Source organism: Azospirillum sp. UENF 211521, assembly GCF_058780535.1.
The window spans coordinates 101151-115152 of sequence record NZ_JBSNCF010000006.1 but is presented as its reverse complement, the minus strand read 5'-3'; the positions used below and the strand labels follow the sequence as shown (position 1 = coordinate 115152).

Sequence of the window (14002 nt, the reverse complement as noted above, 5' to 3'; positions counted from 1 at the left end):
GCCTGCATATCACGGGCGCTACCGCGCCGCGAGAGACGATCGCGCGGACGCCGGGCGCGCGCCCGCAGGCCAGGGGCAAGAAAAAGGCCGCAGCCAGGAGGCGCGGCCTTCAAGTCTAGGGAGGAAACGCCCAAAGGGCATCCGGGACTTAATCTATGCTGCATCGCAGCAAAGGTCAAGCCCCCGCTGAGCGGCCTTCGCTGAAAAGACGCCGCCCCTTGCGGTTTCCTCCATCCACCTTGGGATGACAATGTCCAGAAAAAGAAAAGGCTGCAGCCGGTGAGGCGCAGCCTAGTTCTGGGAGGGAGGAAACCAAGAGAACTTGGTGAAGCCATTTATGGGCTGATTTGATTAACAGCGCGTAAACAGGCCATCTATTCCGAAGACATACTCATTTTTTGATGAAGATCAAAAGCCAAGCTCCCGCTTGGCCAAAGCCCGCTTGGTCGAAGAAAAGACGCCTTGCTGCGCAGCGGCAAGCGACGCCGCGGCGGCGATGCCCCGCCCGCCGGGCCTTCCCAACCGCCTCGCCATGGACCGTCAGGAACGGATCAGCGTCGAGCAACGCGCTCCGGGGCAACGGCAACGGCTGGCCGCCGGCAAGGCAAGACAGGGGAAAAGGCCACGCTCGGCCTCATCGGTCCGCCGTGCATTCGAAAACACTCATCAACCGTTAAGGGACTTATCGATCAATAAAGCAACCCATTTTCGGCAAGCGCGACGTCAGTTGCGTCATTTTGATGGGTATGATCGGCGCTATTGCTCTTCTGAGTAATCCGGATAGGATAAATGAACAACGATCAATAAGGGTTTCCTGTTAAATTTTACCTTTATGCTTGCAAACCTCGCCCGACTGTCCATCCCAGCCGGAATTCCCCCTTCCGAAAGCCGCCCATTGAAAGCCGTGGAAGACCCATGCCGAGCCTGCCCTTTCCAAACCTCCGCCCCTCCTCGTCCGTGGCCACCCCACCCCGCGGCCCGTCCGCCACGCCGTTCGGCACCGCCCCGGCTGCATCCCGGAACGCGGCGGCCGATGAGCGGACGCCGCTCCGGATTCCGGGGCGGGCCTCGCAGGACCTGGCTGCGGGCCTGCTGATCACGTCCTTCGGCCTGATCGCCCTGTGGATGGGGCGCGACTGGCCAACCGGAACGCTCGCCTACGTACAGTCGGGCTTTTTCCCGCGGATGATCGGAGCGCTGATGGTGCTGGCCGGCGCCGTGGTGACCGGCCGGAGCCTGCTGGCCCACGGCGCCGCCCTGCCGTCCTGGGGCTGGCGCCCGCTGTTCGGGGTGACGGCGGCGGTGCTCGCCTTCGCCGGGACGGTGGAAACCCTGGGGCTGGTGCCGGCGGTGCTGATCCTGGTGGGGGTGGGCAACCTGGCCGGACAGCCGCTGCGCCCGGTTCCGCTGGCGTTGCTGGGCGGCGCCCTGGCGGCGGGCTGCGTCGCCCTGTTCGTCTGGGGGCTGGGCCTGCCGTTGCAGGTCTGGCCCCTGGGGGTATGGCCATGACGGACCTGATCGGCAACCTGCTGCTCGGCCTGACGGTCTCGCTGTCCCCGGACAATCTGCTGCTCTGCTTCGGCGGGGCGCTGATCGGCACGCTGATCGGCGTCCTGCCCGGCCTGGGGCCGACCGCGACGGTGGCGATGCTGCTGCCCCTGACCTTCCACCTGCCGCCGGTCGGCGCGCTGATCATGCTGGCGGGCATCTTCTACGGCTCGCAGTATGGCGGATCGGCGACGGCGATCCTGGTGAACCTGCCAGGCGAGTCCTCGTCGGTGGTCACCTGCCTGGACGGCCACGCCATGGCGCGGCAGGGCCGGGCCGGGGTGGCGCTCGCCACGGCGGCGCTCGCCTCGCTGTTCGCCGGCATCGTCACGACCTTTCTGATCGCCGTGGCCGGCCCGCCGCTGGCCGGGGTGGCGCTCGCCTTCGGACCGGCGGAATACGTGTCGCTGATGCTGCTCGGCCTGATCGGGGCGGTGACGCTGGCCCACGGATCGGTGGTGAAGGCCATCGCGATGATCCTGCTGGGCCTGCTGCTGAGCATGGTCGGCACCGACGTGAATTCCGGCGACACGCGCTTCACCTTCGGTCTGCCGCAGCTCTACGACGGCATCGACTTCGTTCCGCTCGCCATGGGCCTGTTCGGGCTGGCCGAGATCATCGCCAGCCTGGAGCAGACCGGCGGCGTCGGGCGGACCACCGCCCCCATCGCCAGCCTGTGGCCGAAACGCGAGGATGTCCGCCAGGCGTGGCCGGCGACGGTGCGCGGCACGGTGATGGGCGCGCTTCTCGGCATCCTGCCCGGCGGCGGCGCCACGCTCGGCTCCTTCGCCGCCTATTCGCTGGAAAAAAAGGTGTCCCGCCACCCGGAGCGCTTCGGCCAGGGCGCCATCGAGGGGGTGGCCGCACCGGAGGCCGCCAACAACGCCGCCTCGCAGGCCTGCTTCATCCCGATGCTCAGCCTCGGCATCCCGCCCAACGCCATCATGGCGCTGATGATCGGCGCCATGACCATCCACGGCATCACGCCGGGGCCGCAGATCATGGTCAAGCAGCCGGAGCTGTTCTGGGGCATGATCGCCAGCATGCTGATCGGCAACGTGATCCTGGTGATCCTGAACCTGCCGATGATCGGGCTGTGGGTGCGGCTTCTGCGGGTGCCCTACGGCTATCTGTTCCCGGCCATCCTGGTCTTCTGCTGCATCGGCACCTACACGCTGAACAACAGCGCCTTCAACGTGCTGCTGATGGCCCTGTTCGGGGTGCTGGGCTACGTCCTGCGCAAGCTGGACTGCGAGCCGGCGCCGCTGATGCTGGGCTTCGTGCTGGGCCCCCTGCTGGAGGAGAATCTCGGACGCGCCCTGCTGCTGTCGGGCGGCGACCCCACCGTCTTCGCCACCCGCCCGATCAGCGGCAGCCTGCTGGCCGTCGCCGCTCTTCTGCTGCTCGTGATGGTGATGCCGGCGATACGGCGGCGACGCGACGAAGCCTTCAAGGACGAGTGAGTCCGAATGTCTTTTTCTCCCCGCCCGCCCTCCTCCGGGAAGCGGGCGGCCTTCACGCCGTGAAAGGTGCCTGTGCGATGACCGTCGTCAAAGAGTTCCCCCGTCCCGCCCCCGATCTGGTCGCCGCCTTCCGCGGCCAGTCCCCGGCCACGCTGCACGAAGCGATGGGCAAGAAGGGCGCGATGTCCTTTCCGATCAAGCCGCTTTATCCGGGCATGACGCTGTTCGGCACCGCGGTGACCGTGTCCGGCGGACCGACCGACAATCTGATGATCCACGCCGCCATGGCGCTGACCCGTCCGGGCGACGTGCTGGTGGTCGATTTCAAGGGCATGACCGAGGCCGGCCCGTGGGGCGACGTGCTGACCGAGGCGGCGCTCCAGCGCGGCTTGGCCGGTCTGGTGATCGACGGCTGCGTGCGCGACGCCGCGGCCATCCGCAACATGGGCTTCCCGGTCTTCTGCCGGGGGACCAGCATGAAGGGCACTACCAAGACCCAGCCCACGGGCGATGTGAACACCCCCATCGTCTGCGGCGGCGTGATGGTCATGCCGGGCGACATCCTGGTCGGCGACGACGACGGGGTGGTCGTGGTGCCCCAGGCCGAGGCCGCCGCCGCGCTCGCCAAGGCGGCGGAGCGCGAACGGATGGAGGAGGGGCTGCGCGCGCAGTTGCGCGCCGGGCGGACGACGGTGGAGGCGTTGGCCCTGGAGGCCTATCTGGAGGCCGGCGGAATCGCCCTGTGACGTGAAGCCCTATGACGTGAAGCCCCGTGGCACGAAGCCGCTGACACGGAGCGCTGTGACGCCAAGCACTGCGCCGAGACGGGCGGGGCCAAGTCCCGCCCGCCATCGCCCGGAGTGGTATTACCGGATTCCGGCAAAAGAACGACGGCGGACAAAAAAAAGCCGCGTCCGGACACGAGGTCGGCGCGGCAGACTAATGCTCTTGGAGCATCGTGATGTTTTTGGTTTCCTCCCCAGACCTCAAGGCCTTTGTTTTGTGAAGGGAAATTTCCACAGTCGGCACTGTGAAGTCAACAGCATTGAGTGGGTTATAACTTTAAGCCTAACGCTCCCTCCGATGCGCAGGAGACGGCGACCGATTTCCTCCGGCGTGAAAAATCAAGCGGAGGCCGAACAGAGGGCTTGCGTTCCGCCGGGCCGGTGCGGTATCTCCCTGCCTCCTTCGTTGGAGCGGCGCGGGCGTAGCTCAGGGGTAGAGCACAACCTTGCCAAGGTTGGGGTCGAGGGTTCGAATCCCTTCGCCCGCTCCAATATCGCGAAGACCAATTCCCACCGACATGTCATTCCCGCGCATGGCCTCAATAGGCCGCGTAGGATTTCTCCTCGAAGAGCGCGCTGCCGAGCCGTTCGTTGATTTGCCGCTTGATGGCGGCGCGACGGTCGTTCGTCCGGTACACGGCCCGCGCCAGCTCGATGAAGCGCGGCCCGAAATCCTGGGCGCGCTCGCAGTCGCGGATCGCGTCCTCGATCTCCCACAGGGCCGTGTTGACCGCCTTCAGGGCGGCGGCCAGTTCGCGCAGTTCGGCGGTGGACGGTATGTGCCGGTCCGCGGTCCGCGTCAGGATGCCGTGCTCGGTCTCCACATTGCGCCGTTTGACCGGGTCCTGGATTCGCTCACGCTTGATCTCCAGGATGGAGATCTTGTCCAGGAGCTCTCCCGGAGCGGTTTCCACGAGGATGTCCGTCGTCCGCATCGCCTTCGCCATCATGATCTGGAACAACTCGCCGGCCATCCGCGCGACGACGGGGCGCCAGTCTCCCGGCCGCGTCTGTCGGAACAGCCGCATGGTCGGGTACCAGGGGCAGTCCTCCCGCCCCATCAGCCACCGCCAGTCCGGCACGGCCTTCAGCGCCAGCCAGACCGGGCGGCCGAGCGCGCCGGCCAGATGCGCGACCGCCGTGTCGGTGGTGACGATCAGGTCCAGCCCCATCATCACCGCCGCGGTGTCGCGGAAGGCGTCCGGTCCATCGTCGAATCCCGGCCCGAGCACCGTCACCGCCATGCCCTCCGGCAGCCGGTCGAGCTGCTCCAGCCCGTGATTCTTTTGCAGGCTGACCAGCCGCAGGCCGGGGATCCGCGCCAGCGGCGCGAACTCCGCGAGCGGCACGGAGCGCCCGCGGTCGACCGCCGCCTGCGGGTTGCCCTGCCAGACGATGCCGACCCGCAGGCCGCCCGGCCCATCGGCGCCCACCGTCCGCGGCGGCAGCCGCCGGGCCCAGGCCTCGACCCGGTCGGGCTCGGCCTTCAGATAGGGGATGGGCGCCGGGATCGTCCCGAGTTCCGTGCGGAAGGCGCGCGGCAGGCTGAGCAGCGGGCAATGGGCGTCGAAGGGCGGCAGGGGCTCGCCCTTGGCCACCAGCGTCACACGGCCCTCGGGAACCGGCAGGGAGCCGAGCAGGCGGAGCAGCGGGCGCGGCGCCTCGACCACCACGCGCCACCCGCGCGCCACGGCGGCCGGGACGTAGCGGATGAACTGGATCGTGTCCCCGAAGCCCTGCTCGGTGTGGACGAGCAGTGTGCCGCGGACCGGCTCCTCCCCCCGCCACAACGGCTGCGGAAAGGGACCGCCCGGCGCTTGGTTCCCCTCCTGGCGCAGCCGCCACTCGTAATCGTCCCAGCCGCGGGAAAAGTCTCCGCCGAGCAGCCGGGACAGCGCGCGGTTCCAATGGGCGTTCGTAAAGTCCGGGCGGCTCGCCACGGCCCGGTCGTAGGCCGTGACCGCCTCGTCCAGCCGCCCCTGATCGTGCAGGCTGTTGCCGAGGTTGTTCAGCGCCTCCGCCCAGGCGGGCCGGAGGATGATGGCGTTCCGCTGCGCCAGAATGGACGACGGCAGACGGTCCAGCTCCCGCAGGAGGGTGCCGAGCGTGGACAGGGCCTCGGCGTGGAAGGGCTGGACCGCCACGGCGCGCCGGGCGGCGGCGGCGGCCTCGTCCGGCCGCCGTTGTCTGTCCAGCGCGAGGGCGAGGTTGTGCAGGATGTCCGGGTTGCCCGGCTGGACCGCCAGGGCGCGGCAAAGCGCCGCGACCCCGCGATCGATCATCCCCTGCCCCTGCCGGATCAACGCGAGGTTCGACAGCGCCTCGGCATGGTCGGGCCGGACCGTCAGGACCCGGCGGTAGATCCGCCCGGCCTCCTCCAGCCGTCCCTGCGCGTTGAGGCCGGCGCCGAGGTTGCACAGCGCCTCGGGAAAGTCGGGCCGGAAGACCAGGGCCTGCCGGTAGGCCGCCTCGGCCTCCGCCCGCTCCAGCGCCGTCAGCGCAAGGCCGAGGTGGTAGCTGCAGTCCGGCCCCGGACGGACGGATGCCAACGCCCGGAACAGGGTCTCCGCCTCTCCCGCCCGCCCGGTGTCCAGACACAGGGCGCCCAGGCCGAGCAAGGAGTCGGCGTTGCGGGGATCGCCGCGGAGAACGGCGCGGTGGAACGCCTCCGCGTCACGGACGGCGCCCGCGGGCGGGAGGGAGGGCGCCCCGGACCGGTTCGCCGTTGCGGAAGGATCGTTGGCCGGCATGCACGCCAGAGTGCAAAGGAATGGTGCCGGTGCAACAATTTTTTGCGAAGGGCCCTTTCGGCAAAGCTGTGGGACCGCCCCGCTGGTTGCCGAAATATTAACCCACTGATAGGGGTATCGGGCTAAGGTCGGCCGGGACGACCTCAGACACCATCACGCGCGACCACGGTGACCATGCAGCAGCTTGACCGTTCGAATGGGGCGCCGACCGAGGCTCTGCAATCCGGCTTCGGCTTGCTGGACGGCCGCTCGATCCTGGTCACCGGCGGCTCCGGGTCCTTCGGGCGCCGCTTCGTCGAAACGGTGCTGCGGCGGGCCAACCCGCGCCGGGTCATCGTCTTCTCCCGCGACGAGTTCAAGCAGTACGAGATGCAGCAGCAGCTGGGCTCGGAATGGGCTTCCACGCTGCGCTTCTTCATCGGCGACGTGCGCGACCGCGAGCGGCTGGAACTGGCCATGCGCGAGGTGGACGTGTGCGTCCACGCCGCCGCGCTGAAGCATGTGCCGGCCGCCGAATACAACCCCATGGAATGCATCCACACCAACGTCTACGGGGCGGAGAATGTGGTGCGGGCCGCGCTGAACACCGGCGTGAAGCGGGTGATTGCCCTGTCGACCGACAAGGCGGCCAACCCGGTCAACCTCTACGGCGCGAGCAAGCTGGCCTCGGACAAGATCTTCATCGCCGCCAACAACCTGTCGGGCTCGCTCGGCACGCGCTTCTCGGTGGTGCGCTACGGCAATGTGGTGGGCTCCCGCGGGTCGGTGATTCCGCTGTTCCGCAAGATGATCGCGGAAGGGGCGGAGACGCTGCCGGTCACCGACGAGCGGATGACCCGCTTCTGGATCACGCTGCAGCATGGGGTGGACTTCGTCGTCTCCTGCATCGCGATGATGCAGGGCGGGGAGATCTTCGTGCCGAAGATCCCCAGCATGCGCATCACCGATCTGGCCCGCGCGATGGCGCCCCACCTGCCGCACAAGCCGGTCGGCATCCGCCCCGGCGAGAAGCTGCACGAGGTGATGATCACCGAGGACGATTCCCGCCAGACCTTCGAATTGCCGGACCGCTTCGTCATCGAGCCGGCCTTCGCCTTCTGGACGCACGAGCCCTACCAGCGGCTGGGCGCGCGTCCGGTGGCCGACGGCTTCCGCTACGCCAGCGACACCAACGGCGACTGGCTGGACGGCCCGCGGCTGATGCGGCTGATCGCGGAAACCCCGTGACGGCCCTCCGATGACCAGTTCCGCGTCCGGGTCCCCGCCGCCCTTCCTGCCCTACGGGCGCCAGGACATCGATCAGGCCGACATCGACGCGGTCACCGCCGTTCTGCGCGGTGACTGGCTGACCCAGGGGCCGGCGGTGGAGGCCTTCGAGCGGGCGCTGTGCGAGCGCACCGGCGCGGCCCATGCGGTCGCCTGCGCCAACGGCACCGCCGCCCTGCATCTGGCCACCCTGGCGCTGGGGCTCGGCCCCGGCGACGCGATGGTGGTGCCCGCCGTCACCTTCCTCGCCACCGCCAACGCCGCCCGCTATGTCGGGGCGGAGGTCGCCTTCGCCGACGTCGATCCCGACACCGGCCTGATGGGGCCGGAGCAGGCGGCGGCGGCGCTGGAGCGGGCAACCCGCGCCGGCTGGCGGGTGCGCGCCCTGGCCCCCGTGCATTTCGCCGGGCAGACCGCGGACATGGCCGGGCTCGGCGCGCTCGCCGGGCGCCACGGGCTGGCGGTGATCGAGGACGCCTGCCACGCCATCGGCAGCCTGGATCTGGCGCCCGACGGACGCGCCCTGCCGGTCGGCGGCGGCGCCTTCGGCACGCTCACCGCCTTCTCCTTCCATCCCGTGAAGACCATAGCGGCGGGCGAAGGCGGCGCCGTGACCACCAACGACGGCGATCTGGCCGCCCGCCTGCGCCGCTTCCGCAACCACGGCATGGAGCGGGACCCGGCGGGGTTCGAGGACCGCGAGGCCGCCGTCGACGAACACGGTTCGGCCAATCCCTGGTATTACGAGATGGCGGAGCCGGGCTTCAACTACCGCTTGACCGACCTTCAATCGGCGCTCGCCCTCAGCCAGTTCACGCGGCTGGACGCCTTCGTGGAGCGCCGCCGCCGTCTGATGGACCTCTATGCGGAGCGGCTGGCCCCGCTCGCCCCGCTGGTCCGGCCGGCGGCCCGCGTGCCCCGGTGCCGCCCCGCCTGGCATCTCTGCGCCGCCCGCATCGACTTCGCCGCCGCCGGGCGGACGCGGGCGCGGGTCATGGCCGATCTGCGGGCGCAGGGCATCGGCACCCAGGTCCACTACATCCCGGTCCACCGCCAGCCCTACTGGCGCCGGCGCTACGGTGACCTCGCCCTGCCCGGCGCCGACGCCCATTACGCCCGCACCCTGTCGCTGCCGCTGTTCCCGGCGATGGCCGACGCCGACGTGGACCGGGTCACCGCCGCCCTGGCCGCGGCGCTGGGCCTGCCCGCTCCGGCGTGAGCCCCCGCATCGTCGCTGGCCGGCGGCGCTGCTGAACGGTTTTCTCCCTTCCAAAAATGCGCTATGCCAAGCGTCATCTCGAACGCTTCGGAGCAGGGTCATGGCCGAGGGTACTGTGGACTATTACGCGATGGTCGAAGAGGCCTGGCAACTGAGCGACGCTGCGCGCGACTACGTGAAGAACGCGGGCCGCGACGTGGACAACGCCGAACTGTGGGACAAGGTGTTCGCCCCCTCTCCCCTGATCGACCTTGAGCGCACCCGCGCCGAGGGCGGGCAGCCGCTGCAGAAGATCTTCTTCAAGAATCCCTACGGCCTGCAGTACCGGGCCGACCACAAGGATTGGATCCCGTTCCGCCACGGCGCCCTCGACCCCGCCTATCTCCAGGCGATCTGAGGCCGCACCAACACTGGATGGCCCCAAACCCGGATGGCCTGAAGGCCGGTTCGCACCGACAGCGCGCCGCAAGCGGCCATGGGCCGGGCCGGCCCTTCCCCGGCCGGCCACGGGCGGCCCGATGCGCGCCGGCCTCCACGGCTTCCGCGCCCTCCTGCAAACGGACCGGGTCATCCAGGCTGCGGCCCGAAACGCACCGCACAGCGTTTGAATGCCAGGAACCGCCTCCCGGTCCGGAGACGGGCAGAGGCGCGTGGCTTTCAGAAAAGGAACTTTCATGCGCATAGCGATGATCGGTACGGGCTATGTCGGGCTGGTGTCCGGCGCCTGCTTCTCGGAATTCGGGGTGCACGTCACCTGCGTGGACAAGGACGCCGGCAAGATCGAGCGGCTGAAGCGCGGCGAGATCCCGATCTACGAGCCGGGTCTGGACGATCTCGTGGCGCGCAACGTCGCCGCCGGGCGGCTGTCCTTCACGCTGGACCTGAAGGAGGCGATGACCGGGGCCGACGCCGTCTTCATCGCCGTGGGCACCCCGACCCGCCGCGGCGACGGCCATGCCGACCTCTCCTACGTCTACGCCGCCGCGGAGGAGATCGCTGCCCATCTCGACCATTACGCGGTGGTGGTCAACAAGTCGACCGTGCCGGTCGGAACGGGCCGCGAGGTCGAGGCGATCATCCGCCGCACCAACCCGCAGGCCGATTTCGACGTGGCCAGCAACCCGGAATTCCTGCGCGAAGGCTCGGCCATCGGCGATTTCATGCGCCCCGACCGCGTGGTGATCGGCGCCTCCTCGGAGCGCGCCGCCGATGTGATGCGCCGGCTCTACCGCCCGCTCTACCTGATCGAAACGCCGATCGTCCTGACCTCGCTGGAAACGGCGGAGCTGACCAAGTACGCCGCCAACACCTTCCTGGCCACCAAGATCACCTTCATCAACGAGATCGCCGACCTGTGCGAGAAGGTGGGCGCCAACGTCCACGACGTGGCGCGCGGCATCGGGCTGGACGGGCGCATCGGCAAGAAGTTCCTGCATCCCGGTCCGGGCTACGGCGGCTCCTGCTTCCCCAAGGACACGCTCGCCCTGGTGCGCACCGCCCAGCAAGCGGGCAGCCCGCTGCGCATCGTCGAGACGGTGGTGGAGATCAACGACGCGCGCAAGAAGCGGATGGCCGAGCGCATCGTCGCCGCCTGCGGCGGGTCGCTGGCCGGCAAGACCGTCGGCGTGCTGGGCGTCACCTTCAAGCCCAACACCGACGACATGCGCGACGCCCCGTCGCTGGACATCGTCCCGGCCCTCCAGGCCGCCGGGGCCACCGTGCGCGCCTTCGACCCCGCCGGCATGCACGAGGCCGAACGGCTGCTGCCCGGCGTGGAATGGGCGAAGGACGCCTACGGCGCCCTGGAGGGGGCGGACTGCATCGCCATCCTGACGGAATGGAACGAGTTCCGCGCGCTGGACCTGAAGCGGGTCAAGGCGCTGCTGAAGCGGCCGGTGATGATCGATCTGCGCAACATCTACAATCCCGCCGACATGGCGGCCGCCGGCTTCGCCTACTCCTCCATCGGGCGGCCTGCCGAGCCCACCAGCGTCTGAAACGGAACCGGTTCAAGGAGGTCAGTCCAGACCATGAGCGAGGCCCACACGTTCCATCCGACGGTGCTGCGCGAATACGACATCCGCGGCATTGTCGGCAGCACCCTGACCCCCGCCGATGCCCGCGCGGTCGGGCGGGCCTTCGGCACCGTGGTCGCCCGCGGCGGCGGGAAGACCGTGTGCGTCGGCTACGACGGCCGTCTTTCCTCACCGGAGCTGGAAGCCGCCCTGGTGGAGGGGCTGGTCGCCTGCGGCCTGCATGTCCTGCGCATCGGGCTCGGCCCCACCCCGATGCTCTATTTCGCCACCCGCGACCGCGAGGCGGCGGCCGGCGTGATGATCACCGGCTCCCACAACCCGCCGGACTACAACGGCATCAAGATGATGCTGGGAAAGGGGCCGGTCTACGGCCGGCAGATCCTCGACCTCGGCGTCATCGCCGGCAAAGCCGACTATGTCTCGGGCGAGGGCTCCTCGGAACAGATCGACGTCCGGGACGCCTATGTGGACCGGCTGCTGAAGGACTATGACGGCACCCGCGATCTAAAGGTCGCCTGGGACGCCGGCAACGGCGCCACCGGCGAGATCCTGCGCCGCCTGACCGCCCGCCTGCCGGGGACGCACACCCTGCTGTTCGACGACATCGACGGCAGCTTCCCGAACCACCATCCCGATCCCACGGTCGAGCGGAACCTCGTGGACCTGAAGGCCGCGGTGGCGGAGAAGGGCTGCGACATCGGCATCGGCTTCGACGGCGACGGTGACCGCATCGGCGCCATCGATCACCGGGGCCGTGTGGTGTGGGGCGACCAGCTTCTGGCGATCTACGCCGCCGACGTGCTGAAGGACCATCCCGGCGCCACCATCATCGCCGACGTAAAGGCCAGCCAGACGCTGTTCGACGAGATCGCCCAGCTGGGCGGCGAGCCGCTGATGTGGAAGACCGGTCATTCGCTGCTGAAGGCGAAGATGGCCGAGATCGGCTCGCCGCTGGCCGGCGAGATGTCGGGCCACATTTTCTTCGCCGACAAATGGTACGGCTTCGACGACGCGCTGTACTGCGCAGTCCGGCTGATCGGTCTCGTCAGCAAGCTCGGCGTGCCGCTGTCGGAGCTGCGCGACCGCCTTCCGGCTGTGGTGAACACCCCGGAAACCCGTTTCCAGGTGAGCGAGGAGCGCAAGTTCCAGGTCGTGCAGGAGGTCAAGGACCGGCTGACGGCCGAGGGCGCCGACGTCAACGACATCGACGGCGTCCGTGTGACGACGGCGGAAGGCTGGTGGCTGCTGCGCGCCTCCAACACCCAGGACGTTCTGGTGGCCCGTGCCGAATCCGCAACCTCCGAAGGGCTGGAGCGGCTGAAGGATATGGTGGTCGCGCAGTTGGCGGCGTCCGGCCTCCAGGCACCCTCCTTCGAGGACGGCGGAAGCGCCCACTGACGGCATCCAACCGAACAAGGCCCTTTCCTGCGGATGCGGGGAAGGGCCTTTTTCCTGCCTGCGGTTTGGCCGACGGTCCGGTGAGAATTCTCACCGTGTCCGGCCGGACCGCAAGGGACCACACGGCCTCACCGAAGGGCTCGCCTGCGTTCCCGATCAGGAGCCGCCCCCGCCCCGTGAGCGGAAGAGCTTTTCGGTGACGTTGTTGCGCCAGCGGTCGCGCGAGCGCAAATAGCGCCGCGCCACCTCGGTGGACTTGTGGCGGGTCTGGCGCATGATGTCGTGGAGCTGCGCCTCCTCCTCGGCCGCCGCGGTGGCAAGGCCGGCACGCAAGCTGTGGCCGGAGAAGCGCTCCGGCTCGGGCAGGCCGGCCCGGACGGCGCTCTCCTTGACCAGCCGGGCCACCGCCTTGTCGGACAGCGGCTTACCGGTGACCGCGCCGTTCTTCAGCACGCCGCAGAACAGCGGGTCCTCGGGGCGCAACGCGCCGCGCACCGCCAGCCAAGCGTCGAGGGCGCGCAGGGCGCAAAGATCCGGATCGGCGGCCGCCCAGATGGCCACCGCGTCGCCGCGCCCGCGCTGGTCGGTCTTGGAGCGGCGCACCGTCACCTCGACGCCGCGGTCGGGATGGCGGGTGACGTCGGCGACGCGCAGCGCCACCAACTCGGAGCGCCGGAGCGCGGCGCCGTAGCCGATCAGCAGCATGGCGCGGTTGCGCAGGCCGAGCGGCCCGTCGGGCTGCGCCACGAGCAGGCGCGGCAGGACGTCGAGGAGGATCGGCGCGGCTTGGCGGATCGGGCGGTCGGCCTGGCCGCGGGCGAGGCCGTCGAGCACCAGGGCGATGCGCGGGTGCTTGAGGTCGACCGGAACCCCGGCGAGGCGGTGGGCGGTGGCGATGGCGGCGAGGTGGACGCGCAGCGTCGGCACGGTCAGCCGTTCAGCCGCCTTGACCAGGTACATCCCGATGATCTCGGCGTCGCCGGTCAGCGGTGCGAAGCCGAGGCGCTCGCACCACGCGCCGTAAGCCGTCCAGGCGGAGCGGTAGGCGCGCAGCGTGCCCTCCCCGCGTGCCCGCGTCGCCCAGACAGCGGCCTGCCGGGCGAGGTCCTGGATCTCCGCGGCGCGCGCCGGGTCCGCCGGGACGACGAGGCGGCCGAAGATTCCGGTCTCGACGGCGACGCCGGCGTCCGGCGCCGGCCAAGCGGCGCCCGTCCCGTCCGGGAAAAGGCGGGGGATCGGATCGTCCGGCGTGTCCTGCGGCATCGGGTTTTGTCGGCGGCGAAAGCGGGGGTTCGCGCGGAGGATGCGGGATCGCGGCGGCGCACGCAAGGGTTCCGTCCGGAAATGCCTATTTCCGGACGGAACAGCTCCGCCCCTCTGCACCGCGCCGCAGTGTGTGTTCGCGATCATTGGCGAAGAGCGCCAAAGGATCGTTCACTGACGGAAGCAAAGTTCCGAAATGGTATCATCACCCGCGACGGTGACCGTCCACGCGCCCGCGCCCGCCCCTTGGACGGGACGGGACGCACGCGCGCGG

Annotated in this window: 10 protein-coding genes and 1 tRNA gene; 9 read left to right on the top strand and 2 right to left on the bottom strand. The window is 69.4% G+C overall.

The window, feature by feature from the left end:
* Positions 1 to 915: 915 nt before the first annotated feature.
* The 4 genes from ACWPN5_RS31605 (at position 916) to ACWPN5_RS31590 (ending at position 4287) form a co-directional block, all read left to right on the top strand.
* Positions 916 to 1509 (top strand): tripartite tricarboxylate transporter TctB family protein, encoded by a 594-nt coding sequence (locus ACWPN5_RS31605; RefSeq protein WP_145689736.1) that lies wholly within the window; start codon positions 916 to 918, stop codon positions 1507 to 1509.
* Positions 1506 to 3011 carry a tripartite tricarboxylate transporter permease gene (locus ACWPN5_RS31600; RefSeq protein WP_145689738.1) on the top strand — a complete coding sequence of 502 codons (1506 nt, stop codon included), beginning with the start codon at positions 1506 to 1508 and terminating at the stop codon, positions 3009 to 3011. The genes ACWPN5_RS31605 and ACWPN5_RS31600 overlap by 4 nt, the downstream gene beginning before the upstream one ends.
* A 77-nt stretch (positions 3012 to 3088) precedes the next feature.
* A complete protein-coding gene (locus ACWPN5_RS31595) occupies positions 3089 to 3757 on the top strand; it encodes a 4-carboxy-4-hydroxy-2-oxoadipate aldolase/oxaloacetate decarboxylase (protein ID WP_492299521.1) in 669 nt (222 codons plus the stop codon).
* 455 nt (positions 3758 to 4212) lie between these two features.
* Positions 4213 to 4287: transfer RNA gene (locus tag ACWPN5_RS31590), tRNA-Gly, on the top strand.
* A gap of 48 nt (positions 4288 to 4335) precedes the next feature.
* Here the strand turns inward: ACWPN5_RS31590 and ACWPN5_RS31585 are convergent.
* Positions 4336 to 6546, bottom strand: a complete 2211-nt coding sequence (locus ACWPN5_RS31585) for a DUF6165 family protein (RefSeq protein ID WP_492299519.1) — start codon at positions 6544 to 6546, stop codon at positions 4336 to 4338.
* Between the two features lie 174 nt (positions 6547 to 6720).
* Between ACWPN5_RS31585 and pseB the strand changes: the two genes are divergently transcribed.
* The 5 genes from pseB (at position 6721) to pgmG (ending at position 12465) form a co-directional block, all read left to right on the top strand.
* Entirely contained in the window at positions 6721 to 7773 is a 1053-nt protein-coding gene (gene pseB, locus ACWPN5_RS31580; RefSeq protein ID WP_200479216.1) for a UDP-N-acetylglucosamine 4,6-dehydratase (inverting), read from the top strand.
* Positions 7774 to 7783: 10 nt separating this feature from the next.
* A complete protein-coding gene (gene pseC, locus ACWPN5_RS31575; RefSeq protein ID WP_492299518.1) occupies positions 7784 to 9031 on the top strand; it encodes a UDP-4-amino-4,6-dideoxy-N-acetyl-beta-L-altrosamine transaminase in 1248 nt (415 codons plus the stop codon).
* A gap of 100 nt (positions 9032 to 9131) precedes the next feature.
* Positions 9132 to 9428 carry a hypothetical protein gene (locus ACWPN5_RS31570; protein WP_145689746.1) on the top strand — a complete coding sequence of 99 codons (297 nt, stop codon included), beginning with the start codon at positions 9132 to 9134 and terminating at the stop codon, positions 9426 to 9428.
* A 277-nt stretch (positions 9429 to 9705) separates the two neighbouring features.
* Positions 9706 to 11028, top strand: a complete 1323-nt coding sequence (locus ACWPN5_RS31565; protein ID WP_492299516.1) for a UDP-glucose dehydrogenase family protein — start codon at positions 9706 to 9708, stop codon at positions 11026 to 11028.
* A 33-nt stretch (positions 11029 to 11061) separates the two neighbouring features.
* Positions 11062 to 12465: a phosphoglucomutase/phosphomannomutase PgmG gene (gene pgmG / locus ACWPN5_RS31560; protein ID WP_492299515.1), complete on the top strand. Its 1404-nt coding sequence runs from the start codon at positions 11062 to 11064 to the stop codon at positions 12463 to 12465.
* A 156-nt stretch (positions 12466 to 12621) separates the two neighbouring features.
* Here pgmG and ACWPN5_RS31555 read toward each other — a convergent pair whose 3' ends face one another.
* Positions 12622 to 13728 (bottom strand): site-specific integrase, encoded by a 1107-nt coding sequence (locus tag ACWPN5_RS31555; protein WP_492299513.1) that lies wholly within the window; start codon positions 13726 to 13728, stop codon positions 12622 to 12624.
* Positions 13729 to 14002: the final 274 nt, after the last annotated feature.